At 59.7% G+C, this 25791-nt stretch carries 23 protein-coding genes and 1 pseudogene; 13 read left to right on the forward strand and 11 right to left on the reverse strand.

All coding sequences use genetic code 11. From position 1 onward, the window contains the following. Window positions 1-1049 precede the first annotated feature (1049 nt). Complete coding sequence (locus tag AC07PQ_RS28040; protein WP_493186760.1) at window positions 1050-2666, reverse strand: AAA family ATPase; 1617 nt, start codon at window positions 2664-2666, stop codon at window positions 1050-1052. A 485-nt stretch (window positions 2667-3151) separates the two neighbouring features. On the opposite strand from AC07PQ_RS28040, the gene ppk2 reads away from it, so the two are divergent. Then, window positions 3152-4225 carry a polyphosphate kinase 2 gene (gene ppk2 / locus AC07PQ_RS28045; RefSeq protein ID WP_493186761.1) on the forward strand — a complete coding sequence of 358 codons (1074 nt, stop codon included), beginning with the start codon at window positions 3152-3154 and terminating at the stop codon, window positions 4223-4225. Window positions 4226-4319: 94 nt separating this feature from the next. On the opposite strand, the gene AC07PQ_RS28050 is transcribed toward ppk2, so the two are convergent. Continuing rightward, window positions 4320-5663, reverse strand: coding sequence for a sensor histidine kinase (locus AC07PQ_RS28050; protein ID WP_493186762.1), 1344 nt, complete (start codon window positions 5661-5663; stop codon window positions 4320-4322). Beyond that, window positions 5660-6370 (reverse strand): response regulator, encoded by a 711-nt coding sequence (locus AC07PQ_RS28055; protein ID WP_009045463.1) that lies wholly within the window; start codon window positions 6368-6370, stop codon window positions 5660-5662. The genes AC07PQ_RS28050 and AC07PQ_RS28055 overlap by 4 nt, the downstream gene beginning before the upstream one ends. Before the next feature lie 168 nt (window positions 6371-6538). Between AC07PQ_RS28055 and AC07PQ_RS28060 the strand changes: the two genes are divergently transcribed. The 4 genes from AC07PQ_RS28060 (at window position 6539) to AC07PQ_RS28075 (ending at window position 9551) form a co-directional block, all read left to right on the forward strand. Then, complete coding sequence (locus AC07PQ_RS28060; RefSeq protein ID WP_493186763.1) at window positions 6539-7327, forward strand: MlaA family lipoprotein; 789 nt, start codon at window positions 6539-6541, stop codon at window positions 7325-7327. Then, the gene (locus AC07PQ_RS28065) at window positions 7314-7589 is read left to right on the forward strand and encodes a hypothetical protein (RefSeq protein WP_007929492.1); all 276 of its coding nucleotides are present in this window, start codon (window positions 7314-7316) and stop codon (window positions 7587-7589) included. Before AC07PQ_RS28060 ends, AC07PQ_RS28065 begins: the two co-directional genes overlap by 14 nt. A 112-nt stretch (window positions 7590-7701) precedes the next feature. Beyond that, window positions 7702-9168: a PAAR domain-containing protein gene (locus AC07PQ_RS28070; RefSeq protein WP_493186764.1), complete on the forward strand. Its 1467-nt coding sequence runs from the start codon at window positions 7702-7704 to the stop codon at window positions 9166-9168. After that, window positions 9165-9551, forward strand: coding sequence for a hypothetical protein (locus tag AC07PQ_RS28075; RefSeq protein WP_007929488.1), 387 nt, complete (start codon window positions 9165-9167; stop codon window positions 9549-9551). The genes AC07PQ_RS28070 and AC07PQ_RS28075 overlap by 4 nt, the downstream gene beginning before the upstream one ends. Before the next feature lie 687 nt (window positions 9552-10238). Here the strand turns inward: AC07PQ_RS28075 and AC07PQ_RS28080 are convergent. Together AC07PQ_RS28080 and AC07PQ_RS28085 are read right to left on the reverse strand one after the other, a co-directional pair. Further along, window positions 10239-10793: a hypothetical protein gene (locus tag AC07PQ_RS28080; RefSeq protein WP_493186765.1), complete on the reverse strand. Its 555-nt coding sequence runs from the start codon at window positions 10791-10793 to the stop codon at window positions 10239-10241. A gap of 46 nt (window positions 10794-10839) precedes the next feature. Then, complete coding sequence (locus AC07PQ_RS28085; RefSeq protein ID WP_274335127.1) at window positions 10840-11667, reverse strand: NYN domain-containing protein; 828 nt, start codon at window positions 11665-11667, stop codon at window positions 10840-10842. Window positions 11668-12040: 373 nt separating this feature from the next. Between AC07PQ_RS28085 and AC07PQ_RS28090 the strand changes: the two are divergent. The 7 genes and pseudogenes from AC07PQ_RS28090 to AC07PQ_RS28120 all read left to right on the forward strand — a co-directional run bounded on the left by AC07PQ_RS28090 (window position 12041) and on the right by AC07PQ_RS28120 (window position 18342). Further along, a pseudogene (locus AC07PQ_RS28090) lies at window positions 12041-12539 on the forward strand (PAAR domain-containing protein). A 3-nt stretch (window positions 12540-12542) separates the two neighbouring features. Further along, window positions 12543-13274 (forward strand): alpha/beta hydrolase, encoded by a 732-nt coding sequence (locus AC07PQ_RS28095; protein WP_493186766.1) that lies wholly within the window; start codon window positions 12543-12545, stop codon window positions 13272-13274. Continuing rightward, the gene (locus tag AC07PQ_RS28100) at window positions 13271-13801 is read left to right on the forward strand and encodes a hypothetical protein (protein ID WP_493186767.1); all 531 of its coding nucleotides are present in this window, start codon (window positions 13271-13273) and stop codon (window positions 13799-13801) included. The genes AC07PQ_RS28095 and AC07PQ_RS28100 overlap by 4 nt, the downstream gene beginning before the upstream one ends. 137 nt (window positions 13802-13938) lie before the next feature. Then, window positions 13939-15888, forward strand: coding sequence for an alkaline phosphatase D family protein (locus AC07PQ_RS28105; RefSeq protein WP_493186768.1), 1950 nt, complete (start codon window positions 13939-13941; stop codon window positions 15886-15888). Window positions 15889-15990: 102 nt separating this feature from the next. Beyond that, window positions 15991-16581, forward strand: a complete 591-nt coding sequence (locus AC07PQ_RS28110; protein ID WP_493186769.1) for a DedA family protein — start codon at window positions 15991-15993, stop codon at window positions 16579-16581. 123 nt (window positions 16582-16704) lie between these two features. Then, the gene (locus AC07PQ_RS28115) at window positions 16705-17955 is read left to right on the forward strand and encodes a 2-aminoadipate transaminase (protein ID WP_493186770.1); all 1251 of its coding nucleotides are present in this window, start codon (window positions 16705-16707) and stop codon (window positions 17953-17955) included. A gap of 147 nt (window positions 17956-18102) precedes the next feature. Continuing rightward, the gene (locus AC07PQ_RS28120) at window positions 18103-18342 is read left to right on the forward strand and encodes a hypothetical protein (protein WP_007929469.1); all 240 of its coding nucleotides are present in this window, start codon (window positions 18103-18105) and stop codon (window positions 18340-18342) included. Window positions 18343-18351: 9 nt separating this feature from the next. On the opposite strand, the gene AC07PQ_RS28125 is transcribed toward AC07PQ_RS28120, so the two are convergent. Continuing rightward, window positions 18352-19173 (reverse strand): amidohydrolase family protein, encoded by an 822-nt coding sequence (locus tag AC07PQ_RS28125; RefSeq protein ID WP_007929467.1) that lies wholly within the window; start codon window positions 19171-19173, stop codon window positions 18352-18354. Between the two features lie 415 nt (window positions 19174-19588). On the opposite strand from AC07PQ_RS28125, the gene AC07PQ_RS28130 reads away from it, so the two are divergent. Beyond that, a complete protein-coding gene (locus tag AC07PQ_RS28130; protein WP_101338996.1) occupies window positions 19589-20863 on the forward strand; it encodes a glycoside hydrolase family 68 protein in 1275 nt (424 codons plus the stop codon). A 227-nt stretch (window positions 20864-21090) separates the two neighbouring features. Here AC07PQ_RS28130 and AC07PQ_RS28135 read toward each other — a convergent pair whose 3' ends face one another. The 5 genes from AC07PQ_RS28135 to AC07PQ_RS28155 form a co-directional block, all read right to left on the reverse strand. After that, entirely contained in the window at window positions 21091-22185 is a 1095-nt protein-coding gene (locus AC07PQ_RS28135; protein WP_493186771.1) for a polyamine ABC transporter substrate-binding protein, read from the reverse strand. Window positions 22186-22290: 105 nt separating this feature from the next. Further along, window positions 22291-23106 (reverse strand): carbon-nitrogen hydrolase family protein, encoded by an 816-nt coding sequence (locus AC07PQ_RS28140; RefSeq protein WP_493186772.1) that lies wholly within the window; start codon window positions 23104-23106, stop codon window positions 22291-22293. A gap of 162 nt (window positions 23107-23268) precedes the next feature. Then, on the reverse strand, window positions 23269-23652 hold the full coding sequence (locus AC07PQ_RS28145) for a hypothetical protein (RefSeq protein ID WP_007929460.1): 384 nt from the start codon (window positions 23650-23652) through the stop codon (window positions 23269-23271). Next, window positions 23649-25163, reverse strand: coding sequence for a flavin-containing monooxygenase (locus AC07PQ_RS28150; RefSeq protein WP_493186773.1), 1515 nt, complete (start codon window positions 25161-25163; stop codon window positions 23649-23651). Before AC07PQ_RS28150 ends, AC07PQ_RS28145 begins: the two co-directional genes overlap by 4 nt. Before the next feature lie 112 nt (window positions 25164-25275). Continuing rightward, window positions 25276-25773 (reverse strand): HIT family protein, encoded by a 498-nt coding sequence (locus tag AC07PQ_RS28155; protein ID WP_007929455.1) that lies wholly within the window; start codon window positions 25771-25773, stop codon window positions 25276-25278. Window positions 25774-25791 lie beyond the last annotated feature (18 nt).

A 25791-nucleotide genomic window follows, 5' to 3' on the forward strand; every position in this document is an offset into this window, starting at 1 on the left:
ATCAGCTGTCACCGGCAGAGTTTGAAAAGCGTTACGCAATGAGCTTGCAAGGTGTCTAGAGAATCCGGGGCGATTCAAACAAATGTCGCGGAAAATTCAGACGTCGCATGGGCTCACCACAATGTTCGAGCTGGGCGAGCCGTCGCATGTCTAAGTTTTAATCGTAAAGGGGTCTATTCAACTAGCTCACGAGTTGGTGCTGCAAACGTTCACTGGGTAACTGATGAAACGAGCACCTTAGCGTTTTGGCGCACTGCGATTGATGTAGAAGGCGACACTTACGAATCATTGCGTCGCTTGGCACCACATGCGTTTCCTTCTTTATATATTCATCCCGATGTTTGGACCGGTCTGCATCGGCTATCTGGGGGGTATCTCGAACATCGAAATGAAGTTAAGAGGCATTTTGCAGTTTTCAATGACTACGGCACGTGGGCTTTTATGTGTCCGCCTCCAGCCTTAGCTCCAAATGAGGCTATGGGGTTGGACCCGTCACAAGCTCCATCTAATCAAATAATTGAGCGTCGCTTCATTGGTTTTAACGTAGATATATCACCGGAGAACCCGAACGTCTACCGTAATGCCAACTGTCGCCGAGCTCGCGAGATAACCATCGAAGCTAGAGAACTATATTGCGAGTGGCATGCAAAAATACAGGCACATCAAAATAGAATTCACGTTCATCCTCCAGCCAAGGAGTCCAGCGGAAAGTTTATTGTTGCCATAGTCCACGAACACTTAGAACTCCCCTAAGTATCTAACATCAAATTTCGCGACCTAAAAACCAAACACCACCAGTCTTCTTTAATCAAGCGGACACATCGAAGTCTGGTCATGAGTTCTCGAGAAAAACCAAGTACACAATAATATTTTTCCTTCAGGGTTTTCAATTTCAATGTTTAAATTCAGTAAGTCTAGAGCCTTGTCACCTCTATGACTTTTCGGGTTTCCGACCCTGTGCCGAAGAAAGCTGCGCAGGGTCCACAGCAGCCTCTAGGCATCTAGAGCAACATTTTGATGAATAGAACTCGAGTGCATGAGGCTATGGATTATTGTGGTTCTGGGATCTCGGGCAGCTCCCGACGCAAGGCTCGAACAAGCCCGGGAGCCCGCTCGTTGAGAAGCATCCGGGTAAGCCATCCCTCGAACGGACCTCGGCTAGTGTTTTTCAATCGGCTTGCGGCCTTAGCTAGCATTCCCTTGTTATCCACTAATGACAGAAGTTTCGCGAGGTCACCCTCATCAATCGCAGCAGCAACGTAATTTCGACGCTCTTGAGCAATTGCTTGAACGTCGATATTTCTCGTCTGCTCCTGATAAGCAACGCTGATGGCTTCAATCGTAGGCTCCTGGCTGAGATCGGTTCTCTTGAGAGAGCGGTCAATACGTCGTAGGCAGTACATGCGTACAACTTGCTCAATCACAGCAGGCTGCCCCGCTAATGTAAGGAGATCGCTCCTCAACAACGAGAGGCGCTCTTCCGCTTCCTCCAGTGATAAATGTTCCGAAATAGCTATTTCCCGACTGACATCAGGTAGTAAAAAAAGATTCTCTATCTCTGAAACAGGTAAAACCGCTATCCCTAAGCGCCCAAGGTTTTCAATTTCCGCTGGCTCGTACCCGTCGGCATCGATAATGCCTGAACAGTGAATTCGCGTGAATGCAGTATTGGTTCTCAACGTTGAGACCGCATGGATAACGTCTTGACACGAACCTCGGGGCATCACGGTCCATTGAGGATATGCACATCGGTAGACCGCTTTATCTAGACTGTTGGTATCGCCTTCAACGAATAGAATAGGGCGACGGCTGCCAAGTAGCAACGTTGTGATCTCTTCCGAAAAACCTGTATCTGCGGGTATCGCGTCTATCGCCCATGTAGGGCCAGCAGGGCGATAATCACGAATCACATACTTCAAGCCAACTCTCGAAGCTGCGAACTCTAGATCATGTGTTATAAACAAAAGCGCGCAATCCGGCCGAACGCTTTCTAACTGATCCCATAATTTACTCATAACCGACCGGTGAATGTGTAACTCAGGTTCATCAATTACAAGTACTGAGTTATCAGAAGCCAGCAACACTTGACCGATGAGATAAAAAATTGCTCTTTCACCGTCACTCAAATCTGCTGCACTGTATAAACTCTCACTGCCAGGGACCCGCACCTGGATATCGTCTCCACTAAATAAAAGCTCGCGATGCGGTAATAGATGTTCCCAAATCGTTTGGAGCTGTTCAAATTTAGTTGCTATTGCCGGCTGGCTATTTCCTGCGCGTGAGTTTTGATGCGTCGTGAGAGCTGTGCGTGACTGCTCCGCGAATAAGCATTGAAGGAGGAAGTCAAAGTCATTCAGTAGCTTGCTGGCTGCTTTAGAACCCCAACGATAACCCTTTCTGTGGCCGAGATGAATGTCATCAGCGGCATGACCAAACCTGAGGCCATTTAATGCTTGGCTTTCTTTTATCTTCACGACTTCGGGCTTAAGCTCCAAAGCCCGATGTGCTGAAATCCTATGAATTTCTTCACCGCCGGCGTCTTCTAGAAAGACAGCGAGCCTGCTTTTGCCAGCTCCGTTAGCGCCCACCAAAATTGCCGACGTCCCATTTTCGAGGGTTAGTGAAACGTCGCCGTCAGTCGTTGGAATCGAGAGTGTGTAAGGCATTACGAGAGCATCCTGGCTAACCTTGAAAGCAATGAGTGTACCTGTAGAGCAAATACTTCTTCGGCGCCATCCCAAATTTCGCATCTTTAGGAGTCCAGAAGCACTCAAAACTATGTATCCCTATCTGTATCCCTTCTATCAAGATATCGCTGCAGACCACGGGGCTTATGGAACATTCAAGTCTCCCTCGGGCACCAAACTTAAAAAAGACCTTGAGATTCAAGGTCTTTTTTTTCGCCTGCAGAAAAGTGCCGCAGCCCCTGCGCGCCAGGATTCCGTAGGAGCGAAGCTTGCTCGCGATGAACGATGACGCGGAGAGACTGGCACTGCGCAGCGTCTGTTTCGCGGGCAAGCCTCGCGCCTACAGAGGACTAAAAAGCGCCAATGCAAACCTGCTCAAAAGCTTCCTTGATACGCATCAAGAAGCCCTGACTTGTGCGCCATAGACTGTCTGAAAGACATTGGAGCGATCAGACAGGCCCGATATGAGCGAAGAATCCACCGCGCGTCCCCTTCCCGAAAAAGCCACACCCACAGCCAAACCGACGGTCACGGCCAGCAGCAAAAGCGCCCCACGCAAGCCCGCCACCCCACGCCCGCGCCGGCCTCGTGCGGCCAGTAAACCTGCCGCGGCCAAAAACGCCGAGGCGGAAATCAGCGCCATCAGCCAGCAGCCGGTCGCCTTGCAGGTAGCCAGCGCGCCCCATGGCAGTAATGAAGACAGCTCCACCGCCAAGCTGCCGGCCAGTTACCCGTACCGCAGCCGCATGCGCCGCGCCGAATATGAAAAGGCCAAGCAGGAATTACAGATCGAACTGCTCAAGGTGCAAAGCTGGGTCAAGGAAACCGGGCAGCGCGTCGTGGTGCTGTTCGAGGGACGCGATGCCGCGGGCAAGGGCGGCACCATCAAGCGCTTCATGGAGCACCTGAACCCGCGGGGCGCGCGGATCGTCGCCCTGGAAAAACCCAGCGAGCAGGAACAGGGCCAGTGGTATTTCCAACGCTACATCCAACACCTGCCCACCGCCGGGGAAATGGTGTTCTTCGACCGCTCCTGGTACAACCGCGCCGGGGTCGAGCGGGTCATGGATTTCTGCTCGCCCCTGCAATACCTGGAGTTCATGCGCCAGACGCCCGAACTGGAACGCATGCTGTGCAACAGCGGCATCCTGCTGTTCAAGTACTGGTTCTCGGTCAATCGCGACGAGCAACTGCGCCGCTTCATTTCGCGCCGCGACGACCCGCTCAAGCACTGGAAGCTCTCGCCCATCGACATCAAGTCGCTGGACAAGTGGGACGAATACACCGCCGCCAAACAGGCGATGTTCTTCCACACCGACACCGCCGATGCGCCCTGGACAGTGATCAAGTCGGACGACAAGAAACGCGCGCGGATCAACTGCATCCGCCACTTCCTGCATTCCCTCGACTATCCGGGCAAGAACCTGCGCGTGGCCCATCAACCCGACCCTGTGCTGGTGGGCCGGGCGTCGCGGGTGATGGAGGAAGACGAGCGGGTGTACCGGGACAACCTCATGCCCAATCCCCCCTCGCCCTAACTTGTGTCCCCTGTAGGAGCGAGCTTGCTCGCGATCCGCGTAGCGGCCAGCGGCCGGGCCGTCCGGTCGGGCGCTATCGCGAGCGAGCTCGCTCCTACAGGTATGTCATCGGCAACAGCACACAGGCCTGCAGCCCGCCACCGTCACGGTTGCGCAAGCGCAGTTCGCCGCCATGCTCCAGCACGATCGCCCGCGCCGCGGAAAGCCCCAGGCCGACGCCGCCGGTATTGCGGTTGCGCGAGCTTTCCATGCGGAAGAACGGCTCGAACACCTGTTCCTGCCACTCGACGGGAATCCCCGGCCCGCGATCCAGCACACAGACCGTCACCTGCTCGGCATCCGCCACCACTTCAATCGCCGGTTCGCTGCCATATTTGATGGCGTTTTCCAGCAGGTTGCTCATGACCCGCTTGAGCCCCAGCGGGCGGCCGAAATACACCAGGCGCGGCGGGCCGCTGAACGCGATGTCGATGGACTGGTCGCGGTAATCGTCGACCAGGGTTTGCAGCAGCTCCGCCAGATCGAAGGACGTCGCCTCCTCCAACCGCGCGTCGTCACGGAAGAAGTCCAGGGCCGAGTTGATCATCGCCTGCATCTCGTCGACGTCATGGAACAGCCGGCGCTGCTGCTCGGGGTCCTCGATGAACTCGCCGCGCAGGCGCATGCGCGTCAGGGGGGTACGCAGGTCATGGGAGATCGCCGCGAGCATCTGCGTACGGTCCTTGATGAAGTGCTGCAACTGGGCCTGCATGGCGTTGAACGCGAGGATCGCCTGGCGAATCTCGTGGGGCCCGACCGGCTCGATGGGCGGCGCGCGAAAGTCCACGCCAAAGCGCCGCGCGCCCAGGGCGAACTGCTGCAAGGGCTTGGCCAGGCGGCGGGTGGCGATCAAGGCGACCAGGACAGTGGACAACAACACCAGCCCGATCACGATCAGGTTACGCGGCCCCTCATCCAGCCCCCAGTTGCGCGAGACCGAGGAGAACATCAGCCAGGAGCCGTCGCTCATCTGGATCAACAACGCATAAGGTCCGCCCGGCTCCGGCCAGTCGCTGGGCTGATAGGTTTCAATGTGCCCTGGCCCCGGCCTGAGCAGCTGTTTGAGTTTCGTCGAATCCTCGCGGTACTCCGGCTCATCGACTACCGGTACCTCGATATCCCGTCGCGTGGGGTGCCAGGTCACACTCAGGCCGTGGTCGCTGACCGACTCGGCCAAGCGCGCGCGTTGCAGCGGTTGCGAGGCGTCGATCAGATTGCTGATGGACGCGATCTTTTCCACCAGGCCGGATTCGCTCAACGGCGGCTTGGCCCAGACCCCGGCCAACTGCACGAACAGCGCATTGAAGGCCAACGCGGTGAGCATCGCCATCAGGGTGGTCAGGGCGATCCAGCGGGCGATGGTGTCGCGCGGGCCGCCCGGTCTGTGTCTTGCTCTCATTGGCGGGTCACGCTGGGGGTGAACAGATAGCCGCCATTGCGCACCGTGCGAATCATCGCCGGGCGCTTGGTGTCGAACTCCAGCTTGCGCCGCAGGCGACTGACCTGCACATCGATGCTGCGGTCGAAGGCGTCATGGGCCTGCCCGCGCGCCAGGTCGAGCAACTGCTCGCGGGTGAGGATGCGTTGCGGATGCTCGACGAACACCAGCAGCAGGTCGAACTCCCCCGCCGACAGCGGGATCATCACCTGGTCCGGCGAGCGCAGTTCGCGGCGGGTCAGGTCCAGTTGCCAGTCGGCGAACCGGATCAAAGGGCGCGGCACCTCCCCGGTCACCGGTCGACTCTCCCCGGCCCGGCGCAGCACCGCGCGCACCCGGGCCAGCAACTCGCGGGCATCGAAGGGCTTGCTCAGGTAATCGTCGGCGCCCATTTCCAACCCCACCACGCGGTCGCTCAATTCGCCCATGGCGGTCAGCATGATCACCGGCACGGCGTGCTGCTGGCGCAGGCGCTGGCACAGGGTCAGGCCGTTTTCCCCCGGCAGCATCAGGTCGAGAATGATCAGGTCCGGCACCTGCCGCTCCAGCGCCGCCCACAGCGAAGCGCCCTCGGTGGCGACTTCCACCGAGTAGCCGTGTTGCACAAAAAATTTCTTCAGCAGCGCGAGGACCTCAAGGTCGTCGTCCACGATCAACAGACTGCTCACCAGTGTGTATCACTCAAGCTCGGAATGAGCTGTCATTCAAAACCATTGGACGCGGCCCGTCATATATTTCAGCGCGGTAACAAACCGACAACCACGCAATAAAGCAGACATCTTTAAGCAAAACGCCCATGCCAGCATCGGCCTCCCTGTTCCCAAAGTCCGCCGCCCATGCGCTCATTCCTGTGTTCCGTCCGCCTGCCTCGTCATACCGCCCTGCTGCTGTCCCTGTCCTACCTGGCGGGCTGTACCAGCCCGGGCCCCACCACTCAAACCGACTGCGCGAAGGTCGACTATCCGATCTATGACCCCGCCGAGCCAGTCAACCGTGGCGTGTTCGCCTTCAACAAAGCCGTCGACGACTACGCACTGGCACCGGTCGCCCGCGGTTACCGCCACCTGCCCGACTTCATGCAACAGGGTGTGCACAACTTCGCGAGCAACTTCGGCGAGCCCAAGGTCTTCATCAACGACCTGTTGCAGGGCAACCCACAGCGCTCGGTCAACAGCCTGGGGCGCTTTGCGGTCAACACCACGGTCGGCGTGCTCGGCCTGTTCAACGTCTCGGACCCGCTCGGCATCCCACGCCATACCGCCGATTTCGGCCAGACCTTCGGCGTGTGGGGCATCGGCAACGGTCCCATCGTCGAACTGCCGCTGCTGGGCACCGACAACAGCCGCGACTCCGTGGGCAAGATCCTCAACTTCGTGGTCTCCCCCTTCGGCGACAACAGCGACACCGTGCAGACCCTGGGCACCGTCGCCATGGTCGGCGGCGTAGTGGACGGTCGCGCCGCCCTGCTGCCGCTGACCGACAGCCTGAAAACGATGCCCGACTACTACAGCGCCCTGCGCGACGTGAACGCCGAACACCGCGCCGCCTTCGTGCAGGAAGGCAAGCAAGGCGCTACCAGCCCCGCGAAAAACCGCTGTGAAGGAGCGACTCATGATGACTTCTGAAACCGACGCCCTGGTCCTGCTGCAACGCGTGGCCAAACACGGCGACGCCTCCTTGCAATGCCGCGAAGTCAGCCTACGCCTGTCAGACGACCAGCAGCACCTGACCCTCAGCCGCTACAGCGAGCACTACAGCCCCGAAGGCCTGGAATGGGTCGAACGCCAGCACCGTATCAGCGTGAGCGAGTTGATACGGTGGGTGATCAAGCAGGGGGAACCGCAGGTGTTGGTGCGAGGGGTGGACAGCGATCTTGCGTCGTTATGAGTCGGCGGGGCTGAGGCCAGCCGAGGAGATAGGCATTTCAGGATCGCCTGATTCAGCAGCCTGATATTCGTCGTTACGTTCGAGGGCCCATCCCTCACCAGGAACGTACGCCATGGATTTTGTCATCAGGGAAGGCGACCCCACCACAACCGGCGGCAAGGTCATCGCCGGCTCGGGCACCACCTTTGTCGTGAATCAACGAGTGGCCCGCATTGCCGACCCGGTCTGGTGCCCGGTATGCCAGACAGTAGGTTTTATCGCCGAGGGCCATCACACCTGGGTGGATGACCAGCAAGCCACGGCGGTGGAGGGCAGCCTGGTGCAATGTGGCTGCCCGACCGGGGCCAACCGACTGGTAGCCACTCAGTGGACGGTCTGCTCCGGGAATCAACCGACCATCCCGCTCGACAGCGATTGCGTCGGGCCGGCGGTGATCAATACCCAGCGCTGGGCCGACGCCATTCATAAGGGCTACCCGCAAAACGAGTTTGCCAATGCGGTGCCGCGGGATCAGGTGCGCGGCCTGAGCGTTGCTCACGGCGATATCGTTTCACCGCCGTTGTCCGTGCAGGACACGCAGCATCTGGTAGAGCCGGGTTTTCATATCGTGCAAACGCCTATGAGCCGAGCGGCACTGGAGACGGTGCTGTTCGGTCAAGCCGATAAGGCGGTGCTGGAGAAATTCCGTCGGCTCAATCCTCAACTCTCAAACGATGCTAAACCTGGGCAACTGGTCGTGCTCAGTCATCCTGACAACTACCAATGCACTCGCGAAGAAGCGCTGTTGATGGAAGCGGCGGAAAAGGTCAGCGCGGCCTTGGCATCCCTGAGCGATGAGGAAGCGGTTTTTATGCTCAAGTATCGGGCCCAGGTTGAGTCGATACTGTCCTATGGTTCGACTGCTTTAAACGTTACTGCGGCAGCAGCGGGCAATCATATAAACGGCTTGAAAGGGACCTTGCAGGACATCGAAGCACTCCACCAAAACTTCTTCCTGCGGGATGGGCATCTGCGCAGCGTCGAGTTCTTTAGTGAAAGGAGAAAGCTGTTTGCAAAACTGGACGCCAAGCTGACGTCCATCACGAAAATGAGCATTGCCTTCCCAGATCATCCGAGTCTTAAAAGCGCCTTGGGGATTTCCAGCCAAAGCTTGGTGCATCGCTGGCCCCAAGCGGGCGCAGTGGGGCAAATACCGGGGTACGCTACACATATTGAGGGCGTATCCAGAGCATCCAAGGTGCTTCAGTGGGGCGGTTGGATTGGGGTTGCTCTAGGCGGTGGGGCCTCTTATGTAAAGGTGCAGGATGTTTGTTTGGCGGGAAGCAAGCAGGCGTGCGAGAAGGTGAAGTTCACTGAGGCCGGAAGCTTTATTGGCGGGGTAGCTATCGGATCAATCGCTACCCCCGTTATACATTCCGGTGCGGCGACTGTCTGTGCGGCAGTTGCAGCCTCCACAGGAGGTGTTGGTGGCGTCATATGTGGCCTGGTATTGGTCGGTGGGGGTGTTTATGTAGCCGGTAAGGCGGGTGAGCGCTTCGGAGAGTATTCAGGGAAGGTTATTTATGAGGTCGGGAAATGAGTAACGTAACGACTGCCGAAATTGTGCTGGTCTCTTTTGGTTGTATAACTTTCCTCGGGGCCTTCATTATGATCGGTGTGCACCTCTATTGGATTCGCACTCATCTAAATGAAGCGCTTGCATACTTCAAAAACAGCAAAATAGTAAATCAGCAAAGGGCTTTTCTATATTTTGGAACCTGGGGAAAAATGGCGTTAATCGGAGGGATAGCAGGGTTTTTGACATATTCCGGTTATTTTATTAAAAGGGGTCTACTAGATGCTGACGAGGTAAACAACTTCCCTGAGCCGCTCAAAAAAAAGCTGATCGCCTCACACTATATTCTGGGGGGACTGCTGACAAGCTTCTTCATCGAATATATAGCAATGAGACTAATTAGATAACAAAAACAAACGACACACAGATTCAAAGTCAACACAAAAGTTAAAGTTGCACAGGCATTAGAATTGGCAATAGACAAACCAAGAGCGAGAAAGCTTAAAACCCCACCCACAAGAAGGTAAAACAAACCTGATTAGCTCCCCACATGATTTTTTGTTGTTTTATGCGCCCTGACTTTTCTTGGAATATTCAGCATGGCTGGTATCTATCTCTATTGGGGGTACACCCGTATGGAGGAAATACTTGGCCACGTTAAAAACTGCAAGGCAATAACCGGGAGCAGGCTCTATCTTCACATGGCCCCTTGGGGAAGGCTTGTAATGGTCGGTATGGTGGCAGGCTTCTTAGCCCGACCTACTTCCTACGTTAAAAAAGGCATACTGGACGCCAACGAGATAGGCACTTTCCCTCAGCCATTTAAAAGAAGACTCATCATGTCGCATTATATTGTATGGGGACTTGGGGGAAGCAGCTGTTATCGGTTAGTGCAATGAAATTAATTGAGCGCTTCACCTGAATACAAAAAGGCCCTTTAAGGGCCTTTTTTTGCATCCTGCCTTCTCTCTCATATAGCAGCCAGCATTCCCTACAAACTGCCCCTATCTAAAACCAATGAATAACATTCAAAAAAACACACTACCTAGCACAACCAACACCCTATAACTTTTCATGCACTTTAATAGATAAACTTATCGCGGAATAACAATCGGAATTACCACCGGTGTCGGAGGGGCCGGCGGCATCATCATTCCTTCGCTCTTCACCACAGTCACTCCGCGCTTCTTGATGGTCTCGTACATGCGCTCCGTCGCCGCCGTGTCGTGATAGCCACCATCATCGATCATCACACTCAGTGCGCTCTGACGGCGTTGTTCGATCAGTTGCACCTGGTTGGTCCGGAAGTACGAATCCAAAGCGACCTTGCTCAGGGTCGACAAGTCGACCCGCAGGATTTCCTTGTATTTCAGCGCCGTGGCGTCCCAGTCTTGGACGTAGAGTTCGTCCTGAGTCAAGGCGAAGGTGCAGAAGTGGTAGGTACCGGTGGTAGAGCCCGGAGTGGAGATCAGTAGCGAGCAGCGACCGTGTTGCAGGATCGGTCCCTTGATGTCCGGGAAGTCTTTGCTGACTTGAGTCGTGAACTGCGTGCGATCGTAATAGATGGTGGCCCTGTCATAGGGTGTGGTGTTGCAGCCTGACAACAGAACGGTCGCGCCGATCAACAAGCTGGCACAAAGGTTACGCATGGATCACTCCTGGGAAGGTCAATCGAATCGGTCGTGGCCGACCAACTCAGCGAGCCTGCTGGTCGGGGGCTCTATTTTTGTTGCGCACGTACAACACCGCCCCGCCGGTGGGCGAGCCGCCACGGGTGTCCAGGTCAAACCATTTGCTCTGGCTACGGATCAGGCCACTGAGTTTGGTGTGGCCGTACAGCCGGGAGTCGAAGGCGGGACGCACCTTACTGATGGTGGTGCCCAACATGGCCAAGGGTGCCCAGCCGTCCTCTTCGGCGATGTCATCGAGGATCTTGGCGATGAACTCCACCGGTACTTTTGCCGGACTGCTGGAAGATGAAGCGGCTGGTTGTTTGCCCGTCTCCTCGATGGGACCGGGGGTGACCTGGGCCTTATCGCCCTGGGCGGCGGTCTCAGTGACATCCTGGGGCCGGAGAATTTCGGTGTAGATAAACTTGTCACAGGCCACGACAAAGGGCTTGGGCGTTTTCTCTTCGCCGAAGCCATATACCGTCATGCCTTCCTCGCGCAAACGCCCGGCCAGACGCGTGAAGTCGCTGTCGCTGGACACCAGGCAGAAGCCGTCGAAACGCCGGGTGTAAAGCAGGTCCATGGCGTCGATGATCAACGAACTGTCAGTGGAGTTCTTACCCTTGGTGTAGGAGAACTGCTGGATGGGCTGGATCGAATGCTCCAGCATCAGCTTCTTCCAACCGCCCAACTGCGGCCCGGTCCAGTCGCCGTACATGCGCTTCACACTGGCGATGCCGTACTTGGCGATTTCCTCGAACAACGCCTCGACAATCGACGCCTGGGCGTTGTCGGCGTCGATAAGCACGGCGAGGTGTTTTTGCTGGTTCGAGTGCGTGGACTTGGTGGCCATGGTTCATCCTTGATAGGTGGCAGCTAGGGTAGAACGTCTTCCTTAATGAGCATGAAGAGCCGGACCACGGCATTTTTTGGGGGCCGTAAGCAGAGGCGCTGGGGATCGAAGCTACTATTTTGCCATCGCGCCGTCCACCACCGACTACCGGAAGACGTTCAAGGGAGATTCGCTGATAAATCTCAGGACAACCAAGCACTGAAGGTTGAGCTGAATGACGCTCAAGTACCGGTGTAACTCCACTCGATTCAGATCAGCCGCGTCAGGCTCACTCTTATACAAAATAGCTTTCCGTTCAGGTTTGAAGAACCTGCTCGGCTACTGCATCATGCGCGCCCCAAAGGGATGACTCGCAACACTTCAAGGACCGATCATGAGTGGCAAACCCGCTGCCCGCGTCAGCGACCCAACCGCCTGCCCGCTTCCCGGCCACGGCACCAACCCTATCGTCACGGGTTCGCCCAATGTCACTTTCGACGGCCTGGCCGCCGCTCGAAAGAGTGACCAATCAGCTTGTGGCAGCCCGATAACCGGGGCGGTTTCCAGCACTGTTTTCATCAATGGCTTGAACGCCGCCACGCTGGACAGCACCGGCGGGCACGGCAACATCATCGTCGGGGGCTCCGGCACCGTCATCATTGGCGACACGGTGGTCAACGCCCCCCTTCTCCGGGCTCCTGCCCATGCCGGTTAACTTCACTGACCGTTTGAAGCTGGTGAACGATGTAACGGGCGAACCGATGCCCAATCATGCTTACGTGATCTAACGGGCCGATGGGCGCCTTGAGCATGGGGTTTCGGACGCCGCTGGTTTCACCCATGAAATCAGCTCGCATGTTGCAGAAAGCATCAAGTTGTTTTTGGAAGAGTGACGCATGGAAGCCAACACCATTACCTCGGCAAACGGTAAACCCGTCAAGTTGAAAGCCGAGCACACGCTTACAGATAAAAAAGACAAGAGTGACAAAGTCATTCCTATCGAGAGCACCAAGGCCATTGTGTTTTTTGTCGGGGGTGCAGGGGATAAGGAAAGCTATTATTTCTCTGGTCCCTACGCCAACATCAATGAGGCAAAGAGACCTCTAGATGACCGGGCGGTACAACTCCAGTTACAAGGCAAGTACCGGTCTGAGTGGCTGGGGTACAACGAAATCAGAGGAAAAAAAGATATTCAAAAAAATGTGCTGAATATCATTCCGTATAAGTCTTGCCCTATCTATATAATCGGCCACAGCCTGGGTGATTGGAATAGCGGGCACCTGACCAGCATCATGGCCAATTGGGGCTACACCATCAAAATTCTGGTCACTCTCGACCCTGTAGGCGAGGGTGCACTGGTATGGCTCGGATCAGATATTTACGGATCAGTACCAACTCCCGTCGCCGAGCAGTGGATAAACATCAAAGCCACACCCTCCAATCCCGATAGATCGGATGGCGTCGCTAACTTTGGGGAAAAATGGTTAATAAGCAGCGGGCCTGACCTCAATGTAAGCATGAATACAAACCATGCTAATGCACTCGGCATGTTCACAGGGGCCATTGCAGGTCGAAAGTCCGCTTGCGACCTGATTTTCGAGTCCATTACAAAGGAGTTCAGCAAATGAAAAAAATACTGCTCCTGCTATTAATCGCTATTTGCTCATCCTGCGCCAAAGATCATGGAAAAGTAATCGCCGATCTGACTTTCCTCTCTATCGAACGAAAAGATTATCTTCCGCTGTACACCATCCATTACAACTCGAACGTAAAACTACTAAATCTCTACGGTGAGGGTGTAAGAGACGGGATAGCTGCAGCGTTTTTCATCTGTGCCTTAGGTGATGACCAAGACCTATCCGTTGGTCATACCCCCATGTACTATGCCGCCGGCTTGATTAAAGAGGATGCTATTCAAACTTCAACATCAGCATCTAACTTCACGACTCGACTACCACTTTACGAAACACCCAACAATGGACAATCCAATACTTTTCTTTCCCAAAGCAAACTGAATGAGCTTTTAGCCAACAAACAAAGTATCCCCTGCAAAGCCGTCATCACCGCCTATGGCTACAAAGCCTACTACTCCAACACCTTGCAATTACCCGTTGCCGAACTCCTTCGGGGAATCAATAAACCCGAGACCCCGTAACCCCCTACGAGCACCGCGCAGTTCTTACCCCCCTCTGCGCGACTCCCCCCAAGCAACCCAAGCACTCGCTGACAACTCTTCGACACTGGCTGCGGTACTATCCCCGCCTCCGTTTGCCGCAAGAGCCTCGAACCTGCATGTCTCAACCGTCGCCATCGACCGCTTCCAGCATCGCCTTGCCCTGCGTCCTCGCCGGCCCTCTGCTGCGCCGCCTGGAACCCACGCGGCTGGTGCTATGGCTGGTGGGCTCGCGTGCGCTGGAGCTGACATTGCGTTTGCAGGCCGGCAGCGAGGCGCAAATCCGCGACTACCCGCTCAGCGCCGAGCAGTGCCAGGTAATCCCGGTAGGCCAGCACGCGTTTATCCACCTGATCGATCTGCCGCTGGACAATCCCCTGCCTTGCGATGTGCGCATCGACTATGACCTGCTGATCGCCAACGCCGACGGCTCCAGTTCGGGGATCGCCGAGTGGGCGCCGCATCTGCTGTATGGGCAAAAGCAGCAGCCGGATTTTGTGCTGCACAGCCGCATCCAGCAGTTGGTCCACGGCTCCTGCCGCAAGCCCCATCATTCGGCGGACGAGGGTTTGCTTTGCGTCGATCGCCTGCTGGAAGAAACAGCCGATCCGCAGCAACGCCCTGCCCTGCTGCTGATGACCGGCGACCAGGTGTACGCCGACGATGTGGCCGGACCGATGCTGAGGGCGATTCATGCGCTGATCGAGCGCCTGGGTTTGTTCGGCGAGCATCTGGAAGGCGCGGTGGTGAGCGACAGCGCCGCGCTTTACCGGCATCGCGCCAGTTATTACAAACGCGCCGAATTGCTGCCGGCGCTGAAAAGCAATGAGACCCTGCGCGAGCGTTTCTTCGGCGGGGTGAAGAAGCCGATCTTCACCAGCAGCAGCGCCGACAACCATTTGGTGACCTTTGCCGAAGTCATGGCCATGTACCTGCTGGTCTGGTCGCCGCTGCCCTGGCGCCTGATCGATCCACGACCGCCGCAGCTGGATGCCAAGGAGCAGCAGCGCTACCAGCGCGAACAACTGCGGATCGAGGCTTTCGCCAAGGGCCTGGACGGCGTGGCGCGGGTGTTCGCCCACCTGCCGAGCCTGATGATCTTCGACGACCACGACATCACCGACGACTGGAACCTCAGCGCCCAGTGGGAAGAAACCGCCTACGGCCATCCGTTTTCCAAACGCATCATCGGCAATGCGCTGATCGCCTACATGCTGTGCCAGGGCTGGGGCAACAATCCGGATGCCTTCGCCACACCGCTGCAACACACCCGCGCCCTGAGCGCCGAGGCCCAGGGCGATGCGCGCTACCTGGACAGCAGCACCCAGGACACCCTGATCGACGAATTGCTGCGTTTCCAGCAATGGCAATACACGCTGCCCACCACCCCGGCGCTAGTGGTGCTGGACACCCGCACCCGGCGCTGGCGCAGCGAGTTCAACCTGGCGCAGCCCTCGGGCCTGCTCGACTGGGAAGCCCTGAGCGAGCTGCAACATGAACTGCTGGATCACCCGTCGGCGATCATCGTGTCCCCGGCGCCGGTGTTCGGCGTCAAGCTGATCGAGACGGTGCAGAAGGTCTTCAGCTGGTGCGGTCACCCACTGCTGGTGGACGCGGAAAACTGGATGGCCCACCGCGGCGCGGCCCAGGTGATCCTGAATATCTTTCGCCACTCGCGCACCCCGGGTAACTACGTGATCCTCTCCGGCGACGTGCATTATTCCTTCGTCTACGAAGTGCTGATCCGCCACCGCAAGGGCGGGCCGAAGATCTGGCAGATCACCAGCAGCGGCATCAAGAACGAGTTTCCGCCAACCCTGCTGGAATGGTTCGACCGCCTCAATCGCTGGCTGTATTCGCCGCGCTCGCCGTTGAACTGGTTCACCCGCCGCCGGCTGATGCGAGTGGTGCCCTACAGCCCCGAACATCGCGAGGCCGGCGAACGACTGTGGAACTCGGCGGGCATTGGCCAGGTATTCTTCAACGACAACGGCCAGCCCCGGGAGATCTACCAGCACAACGCCAATGGCGCGCCGAAAACCCGGATGCTGGCGCCGGAGGAAGACTAAACCCCGCCGAGCGATTCGCAACAACGGATTCGCTCGGACACGCTATGGTTCAGCCGGTTGATCGCACCACCCCATTAGCTCTTCAAAGGCTCCCGGATTCCCATGTTCGAACACCTCGACCTGCACGCCCTGCTCGCGACCTACGGTTACTGGGTGATCGTCCTCGGCTGCCTGCTCGAAGGCGAAACCGTGCTGATCCTGGGCGGCATGGCGGCGCATCAGCAAGTGCTGGACCTGTGGGTGGTGATTGCCGTGGCGACGGTCAGCGGGATGTTCGGCGACCAGTTGCTGTTCTGGAGCGGGCGGCATTTCGGCGGGCGTTTGTTGCCGCGCCTGAAGGGCCAGCAGGCCGCCATCGAGCGGGTGACCGGGCTGATCCGGCGTTACCCCTCGACCTCGGTGCTGGCGGTGCGTTTCATGTATGGCATGCGCTGGGTCGGCCCGGTGGTGATCGGCGCCAGCGGTCTGTCGCCGCTGCGTTTCACCCTGCTGAATATGCTCGGCGCGCTGCTCTGGGCCACGCTGTTCGTCTGCGGCGGCTACTGGGCCGGCGATGCGCTGGAGCATCTGTTCGGTGATTTGAAGCCTTATCGCCTGCCGATTGTCCTCGGTGTCGTGGTGCTGGTGGTGCTGGTCGCCCTGCTGCGTCAGCGCCGGGCCAGGGCCAGGAACGCCGCGCTGCTTAACGGCTGATCCCGCCCCCACCCCAACATCCGGAATTTTCATACTGACCCCCGCACTTTATTTCGTTTGCGGCCCCACCCCGCTCTTGGCTTAGATAGCCCGCATGTTCCAGGCAGACAGAGCCCTTAGCCCATGAGCAGCGAAAGCATCAGCCAGTCGATTTCCATCGTTCACCCCATCCGTCTGAGCCACGGCAAGAATGCCGAGGTGTGGGACGAGAATGGCAAGCGCTACATCGATTTCGTCGGCGGGATCGGCGTGCTCAACCTGGGGCATTGTCATCCGCGGGTGGTGGCGGCGATCCAGCAGCAGGCCACCCGGCTGACCCACTACGCGTTCAACGCGGCGCCCCACGGGCCCTATGTGGAGTTCATGGAACGGCTGGCGCGCTTCGTGCCCTTGAGTTACCCGGTCAGCGGCATGCTCACCAACAGCGGCGCGGAGGCGGCGGAGAATGCCTTGAAGATCGTCCGGGGCGCCACCGGGCGTACGGCGGTGGTCGCCTTCGACGGCGGCTTCCATGGCCGCACCCTGGCCACCCTCAACCTCAACGGCAAGGTCGCGCCCTACAAGCAGAAGATTGGCGTGCTGCCCGGCCCGGTGTACCACCTGCCCTACCCGAGCGCGGACAACGGCGTGACCTGCGAGGAGGCGCTGAAGGCCATGGACCGGCTGTTCAGCGTGGAGATCGATGTCGCCGAAGTGGCCTGCTTCATTGTCGAGCCGGTGCAGGGCGAGGCCGGTTTCCTGGCCCTGGACGTCGAGTTCGCCCGTGCCTTGCGACGCTTCTGCGATGAACAGGGCATCCTGCTGATCGCCGATGAAATCCAGTCCGGTTTCGGCCGTACCGGCCAGCGCTTCGCCTTCTCGCGGCTGGGGATCGAACCGGACCTGGTCCTGCTGGGCAAAAGCATCGGCGGCGGTGTGCCCCTGGGCGCGGTGCTCGGGCGCAAGGCGCTGCTGGACAACCTGCCCAAGGGCGGCCTGGGCGGCACCTATTCCGGCAACCCCATCGCCTGCGCAGCGGCCCTGGCGACCCTGGACGAGATGAGCGACCTCAATCTGCAAACCTGGGGCGAGCGCCAGGAACAGGCCATCGTCAGCCGCTACCAACGCTGGCGGGCCGAGCGCCTGACACCTTATCTAGGGCGCCTGACCGGGGTCGGCGCCATGCGCGGCATCGAGCTGGTCAGGGCCGACGGCTCACCGGCCCCGGAGCAACTGAGCGCACTGCTCAGCGCGGCGCGGGACGCCGGCCTACTGTTGATGCCCAGCGGCAAGTCGCGGCACATCATCCGCCTGCTGGCGCCACTGACCATTGAGCCGCAGGTGCTGGAAGAAGGGCTGGATATTCTCGAGGGCTGCCTGGCGCGGTTGGCATGACACCGCGCGTTTGCACAAAAGCCGCTCGCCGTGGACACTGGCGCGCCTCATGCCATCGACAAGGAAGTGCAACATGACGTGTCCCGGCTACAGAGAGCGGCCCATGGCCGCCAGCCCAGGAATCTTCGGCCGCGGCGAGCAAGACTCATGAAGCAGTACATTCCCTTTGTGCTGGTCTACCTGCTGCTGACGCCGCTGTACTACTGGATGAAGCCTTACCCGCTGAGGAAGTGGACAGGCCTGGCCCTGGGCCTCGCCGGGCTGCTGTGGATTCTGTTCCTGCCGCCCATGCTGGGCGAGATCGATGCCGGGCTGATTGCCGTGGCGCTGGTGGCCATGGGCAGCTCGCTGTTTTTCAGCCGGCGCCGCTACCAGGACCACGCCTGAGGCGCTGCGCTACAAGCCGAATACCCGCCGCGCATTGCCCTGCAGGAACTTGTCCCGCACCGGCTCCGGCAGCTCCAGGGCCTGGACCTGCTGCATGCATTTGGCGAACGGCAACTGCGGGAAATTACTGCCGAACAACACCTTGTCCTGCCCGTAGGTGCGCATGAAATGCAGCAGCTGCGGCGGGTAATAGGCCGGCAGGTAGGCCGAGGTGTCGATGTAGATATTGTCGTGCTTCCAGGCCAGGCCGATCATCTCGTCGGTCCAGGGGTGGCCGATGTGCCCGGCGACGATTCGCAGTTCCGGGAAGTCCAGCGCCACCTCGTCCAGATAAGGCACCGGCCGCCCGGTTTCCGAAGGCATCAGCGGGCCGGTGTGGCCGACCTGGGTGCAGAAGGGAATGCCCAGCTCCACGCACTTGGCGTACAGCGGGTAGTACAGGCGGTGGTTGGGCGGCAGTTTCCACAGCCAGGGCACGATGCGCAGGGCCTTGCAGCCCAGCTCGTCCACCGCCCGCTCCAGCTCGGCCAGCGCCGCCATCGGCCGGCTCAGGTCCACCGTGGCCACACCAACAAAACGCTCGGGATAAGCCCGGGTATAGGCGGCGATTTCATCGTTGCTGAACACCCAGCGCTCCGGCCGGCACCAGGCCGCCAGCATCAGCTTCTCGACCCCGGCCTGGTCCATCAGCTCGACGGTCTGCTCGATGCTCAGCGGCTGGTCCAGCAAATGCGCGGAACCTGACTTCTCGAACAGCCGCGCCACCTCCGGCAGCAACAGCCGCGCCCGGCCGTTGGCCGGTTGTGCCCATGCGTCGATTGCACCCTTCATGAGAGCTATCCCCCTCTGCTGACCGTGATTCAGGCGACGAGGGCTCAGGCTACGTCCGCGCCATGACAGCGACAATGTTCGCAGCGCTCGGCGGCGTTGACCGATCCGCCCAGGTTCGGCGCCCACCCTCCACCTGGTTCCGTCTCCCTCCTTTCCCCCTTCCCTGCCCCTCGGATCGACCAACGGTTCCAAGCGCGCATTTTGCAGGCATCGTCGTTGATCAGGCCGAAAAACAAACTTCTGGAAACACAACCAGCTGAAACGTATCAGCTCCAACAAAAACGGCAATTATGCATAAATGCAAATTCACCCTTGACCCAAAAAATCGCCTCGCTTAAGGTGAAATTACTGTATGCACATACAGTATTTTTTGATGAACATTTATGTGAATCCATTCACGGACGAGGTATTACCTATGAAAAGCAACACTGAAAAATTCGGCAAAACACCCCATCAACCCAGCCTCTGGACCCGGGCCGATGCGCTGAAAGTCCATGCGGACGATCCCACCACGACCCAGCCACTGGTCAGTGCGGATTTCCCAGTATTGAGCAACGAGGTGTTCATCTGGGACACCATGCCGCTGCGCGACCTGGACGGTAACGTGACCTCCGTCGACGGCTGGTCGGTGATCTTCACCCTGACCGCGGATCGTCATCCGAACGACCCGCAGTACATCGACGAAAACGGCAACTACGACATCACCCGCGACTGGAACGACCGCCATGGTCGGGCAAAGATGTACTACTGGTTTTCCCGTACCGGCAAGGACTGGGAACTGGGTGGCCGGGTGATGGCCGAAGGCGTTTCGCCCACGGTTCGCGAATGGGCCGGCACGCCGATCCTGTTGAACGAACAGGGTGAGGTGGACCTGTACTACACCGCCGTCACGCCAGGCGCGACCATCGTCAAGGTGCGCGGCCGGGTGGTGACCACCGAGCATGGCGTCAGCATGGTCGGCTTCGAGAAGGTCAAGCCGCTGTTCGAGGCCGACGGCAAGATGTACCAGACCGAAGCGCAAAACCCCTTCTGGGGCTTCCGCGATCCATGGCCGTTCCGCGACCCCAACGACGGCAAGCTGTACATGCTGTTCGAAGGCAACGTGGCCGGCGAGCGCGGCTCGCACACAGTGGGCGAAGCAGAAATCGGCGACGTGCCGCCAGGTTATGAAGACGTCGGCAACTCCCGTTTCCAGACCGCCTGCGTCGGTATCGCCGTGGCCCGCGACGAAGACGGCGACGACTGGGAAATGCTGCCGCCGCTGCTGACCGCGGTCGGCGTCAACGACCAGACCGAACGCCCGCACTTCGTGTTCCAGGACGGCAAGTACTACCTGTTCACCATCAGCCACACCTTCACCTATGCCGACGGCGTGACCGGGCCGGACGGGGTGTACGGTTTTGTCGCCGATTCGCTGTTCGGTCCCTACGTGCCGTTGAACGGTTCCGGCCTGGTGCTGGGCAACCCGTCCTCCCAGCCGTTCCAGACCTACTCGCACTGTGTGATGCCCAACGGCCTGGTGACCTCCTTTATCGACAGCGTACCGACCGACGAAAGCGGCACGCAGATTCGTATCGGCGGTACCGAAGCACCGACGGTCGGGATCAGGATCAAAGGGCAACAGACCTTCGTGGTGGCTGAGTACGACTACGGTTACATCCCGCCGATGCTCGATGTAACGCTCAAGTAATAGCGACACCGGGCGTTCAGGCAGCAGGTTCGAGTTCGATGAAGAACCCGTTGTGGATATGAATCGAGATATCCCGCCTGGCTCACTGCGACTTTGCTCAGGAGCTTCATTGAACAATGCGTAGTACCGACCCTTCGGAACTGGCTACACGGATGTAGCCAGTTCTGCTCCTTCCTTGCGCGACGCCCCTTTCCCCTTGGCCAGCATGGCTGTCCACTCCCCCAAGCTCAGCTCCCGGTCTTGATCTTGCTCCAGACCCGGGTACGCACCCGTTCCATTTTCAGCGGCAGCGGTTCCAGCGGGAACAGCGTGGCCATCACTTCCCTGGACGGATAGACACCCGGGTTGTCGCGGATTTTCTGCTCCACCAGCGCCGTGGCATCGCGGTTGGCGTTGGGGTAGCCCAGGTAGTCGGAAGACAGGGCAATCACTGACGGACGCAACAGGTAGTCGATGAACTTCAGGCCGTCCTGTGGGTGCGGCGCGTCCTTGAGCAATACCAGGTTCTCCACCCAGACCGGCCCGCCTTCGCGCGGAATGCTGTAGACCAGATGACGGCCGTTGTTAGCTTTCTGCGAGGCGACCTGGGCATCGAACACCCCGCCGCTCCAGCCCACCACCACGCAGACGTTGCCGTTGGCCAGGTCGGAGATGAACCTCGACGAATCGAAGTAGCGGATATGCGGCCGGACCTTGAGCAGCAAGGCCTCGGCCTTCTTGTAATCCTCGGGGTTCTGGCTGTTGTAGGGCAGGCCCAGGTAATGCAGGGCAATGGGGATGATTTCGTTCGGTGCATCGAGCATGGCCACCCCGCACTGGCTGAGCCTGGCCAGGTTCTCTTCCTTGAAGATCAGGTCCCAGGAGTCCACCGGCGCCTGGTCGCCGAGCAGCGCCTTGACCTTGTCGACGTCATAACCGATGCCCGTGGTGCCCCACAGGTAGGGTGCGGCGAAGCGGTTGCCAGGGTCGTTGCTCTGCACCTTGGCCAGCATCTCGGGGTCCAGGTGCGACCAGTTGCCGAGCTGGCTGCGGTCCAGTTCCTGGAGTACCCCGGCCTTGATCAGGTTCGGCAGCAGGTCGCTGCTGGCCACCACCACGTCATAGCCACTGCGCCCGGCCATCAGCTTGCTTTGCATCACGTCGCTGTTGTCGAAGGTGTCCTGCAGCACGCTGATGCCGGTTTCCTTGTGGAACTGTCCGGGCGTGTCCGGGGCGATGTAGTCGTACCAGTTGTAGAAATGCACGCTCGGTTCGGCGGCCTGGGCCGTAGCGAAACCGAACAGTGCGGCCAGGGCCAGGGGCAAACAGCGGATAGCTTTCATCTGAGGACTCCGAGCGTTGGCACCCGCCTAAGGGACGTGCGCCTCGCCTGCTGATTATGGATTGTTATGGCAGGGCCGAAAGCGGCGGAAAAACAGCGATGGGGTTTAAGGGATCAACAGCTCGCGACGGCCATCGGCGTGCTCGACGTATTCGCCGGACAGTTGCAGGCGCCGGTCGTGCAGGTAGTCGTAATCGCGGCGAGCGGCCTTGAGTTGCCCGAGGTCGAGCTGCACCACCTGCCGGCACTCGTCGCGGCCGGCCTCGAACAGCAGCCGGCCGAAGGGATCGACCAGCGCACTGCCACCGGCGAACACCAGGCCGCCGGTGCCGCTGCCGACCCGGTTCACCATCACCGCGAAGACCTGGTTCTCCTGGGCACGGGCCATGATCGCGGTGCGGTGCACCGGGCCGTAGGGGTCCATGTTGCCGTTGCTCACCAGAATCAGCTCGGCGCCCAGTTGGCCGAGGGCGCGGGCGCTTTCCGGCAGTTCGATGTCGTAGCAGATCAGCAGGCCGACCCGCACGCCCCGCCAGAGCACGGTGGTGTAACGGTCACCGGGCTGGAACAGGCCGCGCTCGTCGGGCCACAGGTGAGTCTTGCGATAACTCGTCGCCACCCCTTCGGGGGTCACCAGCAGCGAGGTGTTGTAGTAATGGCCGGCGGCTTTTTCGGCGATGCCGACCACCACCGCGACCCCCTTGGCGCGCACCGCCCGCAATACGGCCTGGATACTCGGCCCGTCCAATGGCTCGGCGACCTCGGCCAGTTGCTGCTGGTTGGCGAAACCGCTGATCTGGGTTTCCGGGAAGACCAGCAGGTCGATGTCGTCATCACAGTCGGCAATGCCCTGCAGGACCCGCTCGAGGTTGTAGGCCGTGTCGCCGTCACGACCGGCCAGTTGCATCAGTTCAATCTTCATCGTGGATCCTTTGAAGTGTCGGCAGGTCTCCGGACGCCACATGGGTGTCACCCGCCAGGGCTGGTGGCGAGTATGGAGGGGATGCAGCCGCGCGGTAATCACTGCAAAGGAGTACCCCGCCAGGGTTAGCTGGCGGGACAAGGCAACAGAAGACTGGCGGGGTCAGGCGTTACCCAGCGACTGGCGGGAAGCCCGCGCAGCCTTCAGCGCGCGCCAGGTCCAGAGCGCGCCGCACAGGTCCGGCAAGGCCAGCAGCAACAGCACCGGCGACACCAGCCCGGCGGCGACGAAGGCGGCAAAAAACACCGGCACCGACAGACGGATCGCCACCGTCAGGGCCATCAACTCGCGCCGCTCGGTGTAGCCGGCCCAGACGTAATAGACGCCCAGGTACAAGGCCAACTGGCCCATCACCCGGATCCACACCTCATCGGTCAGGGCGAAGCCGAACAACGGCAACAACAGGTTCGGCGCCAGCACCAACGCGGCGCCCAGCAACAACATGTACAGGCCGAACACAAACACGCTCTTGCCCGGATGGCTCATGGTTTCACTCCTTGGGGGTGCAAGGTGAGGCGATAGGCCTCGGCATCGAAATAACGGGTCTGCTGGCGGAACTGCCAGCTGAACCCTGGCCACAGGGCGACGTTGCGCCCGCTGCTGGGGTCCATGTACCAGCTCTGGCAATGGCCGACGCTCCATACCGCGCCGCGCAGCCGGTGGCGCAGGCCCTGGTTGAAACGCGCCTGGGCCTGCGGGTCGACATCGACACTGGTCACGCCCAGGCGTTGCAGGGTGTCCAGGGCGCCGAGGATGTAGGCGATCTGCGACTCGATCATGTAGACGATGGAGTTGTGCCCCAGGCCGGTGTTGGGCCCCATCAACAGGAACAGATTGGGAAAGCCGCTGACCGTGGTGCCCTTGTAGGCTTCGCTGCCCTGCTGCCAGGTGTTGACTATGTCCCCCCCGCCACGCCCGAGGATCATCCCCGCCGGGAATGGCGTGCGCGCCTTGAAGCCGGTGCCGAAGATCAGCGCATCCAGGGCATGGCGCTGGCCGTCGACGGTGATCAGCGCATCCTCGGTGACTTCACGGATGCCGCTGGTGACCAGCCGGGTATTGGCCTGGGCCAGCGCCGGAAAATAATCGTTGGACAGCAGGATGCGCTTGCAGCCGATGGCGTAGTCCGGGGTCAGGCGCCGGCGCAGTTCCGGGTCCTTGACCTGGCGCCGCAGCAGGTTGAGCGCCAGCCATTTGTGCAGAGCCATCAGCCGCGGGTTGAACACGAAACCCAATACCCGGGTTTCATGGGCGGTATAGATCAGCCCGCGCAACAGCCGCTGCACCGCGGGAAAACGCCGCAGCAGGCGCTGGGCGGTCGTGGAAAAGGCCCGGTCCGGCTTGGGGATGATCCACGGCGGCGTGCGCTGGAACACCGCCAGGCTGGCCACCTGCGGCTGGATCTGCGGCACGAACTGGATCGCCGAGGCGCCGGTGCCGATCACCCCCACCCGCTTGCCGGCCAGGACATAGTCATGGTCCCACTGCTGGGAATGAAAGACCCGGCCCTTGAAGCGCTCAAGCCCCGGCAGTCGGGGATAGTCCGGGGTCGACAAGGCCCCGGTGCCGGCCACCACCACCTGGGCAAAACGCACGCCGCCACGGGCATCCGTCACCTGCCACAGGGCGCGCTCTTCCAGCCAGCGCAAGCCGGTGACCGCGGTGTTGAAGCGACAGTGTTGCAGCACCTGATACTTGTCGGCGCAGTGCCGCAGGTAATCGCGGATCTCCGGCTGCGGCGAAAAGCGTCGCGACCAGTCGGGGTTGGGCTCGAAGGAAAACGAATAGAGGTGGGAAGGAATATCGCAGGCACAGCCGGGGTACTGATTGACCCACCAGGTGCCGCCGACGCCGGCTTCCTGTTCGAGGATCAGGAAGTCCTGTTCGCCGCGCTGGCGCAGGTTGATCGCCATGCCGATGCCGGAGAAGCCGGCGCCGATGATCACGACCCGATAGACCCGCGCGGGGTCGGCCTGCTCCTGAAGTAGCGCACTCATGTTCCTGACTCCTGGCGGCACAAACGCCGGGCGAGACCGCCCGCAGCGCATGCACGGCTGTTCATTCCGAAGTTCCGTGGATCGAGGATGGGCCGCTCACCGGCCCTGGCGGTTAGGTTGACGCTGCGTGCAGCCTGCTGGTCCGGTGCGCCAGGTTCTCCAGCGCCTGCGGATCGAGTTCGGCGGCGATCACCAGGGCCTGGCGGCGCAGGGTCTGCAGGGGCGTGCGGCGGCCGAATATACCGGTAAAGTGCATGAACATGCGCAGGCCGAAACCCAGCCCATCGCCCCTTTGCCGCGGCACCAGGTGCAGGTGGGCGTGGGGAATGTGCTGGTTGGTGGCCTTGCCGTCGTTGACGATCAGGTGCGTGCCTTCCACCCCGAAGCCGGCGCGCCGCTGGGCGGCGAGCAGGGTATCGAACACCTGGTACAGGTGCTGGCGGATGACCGTGGGCAGTTGCTCGAGTTTTTCCACATGGGCCAGCGGGATCAGCAGCAAGTGCCCCTGCCCCAGCGGATGCACATCCATGAAGGCCATGCAGTGGGTGTCGCGATAGACCAGGGCACTGGGCAATTCGCCGGCCGCGATCTGGCAGAAAATACAGGTCATCCGTGAATCCTCGGTGAG

The sequence above is a fragment of the Pseudomonas sp. GW821-FHT09E12 genome (assembly GCF_059416085.1).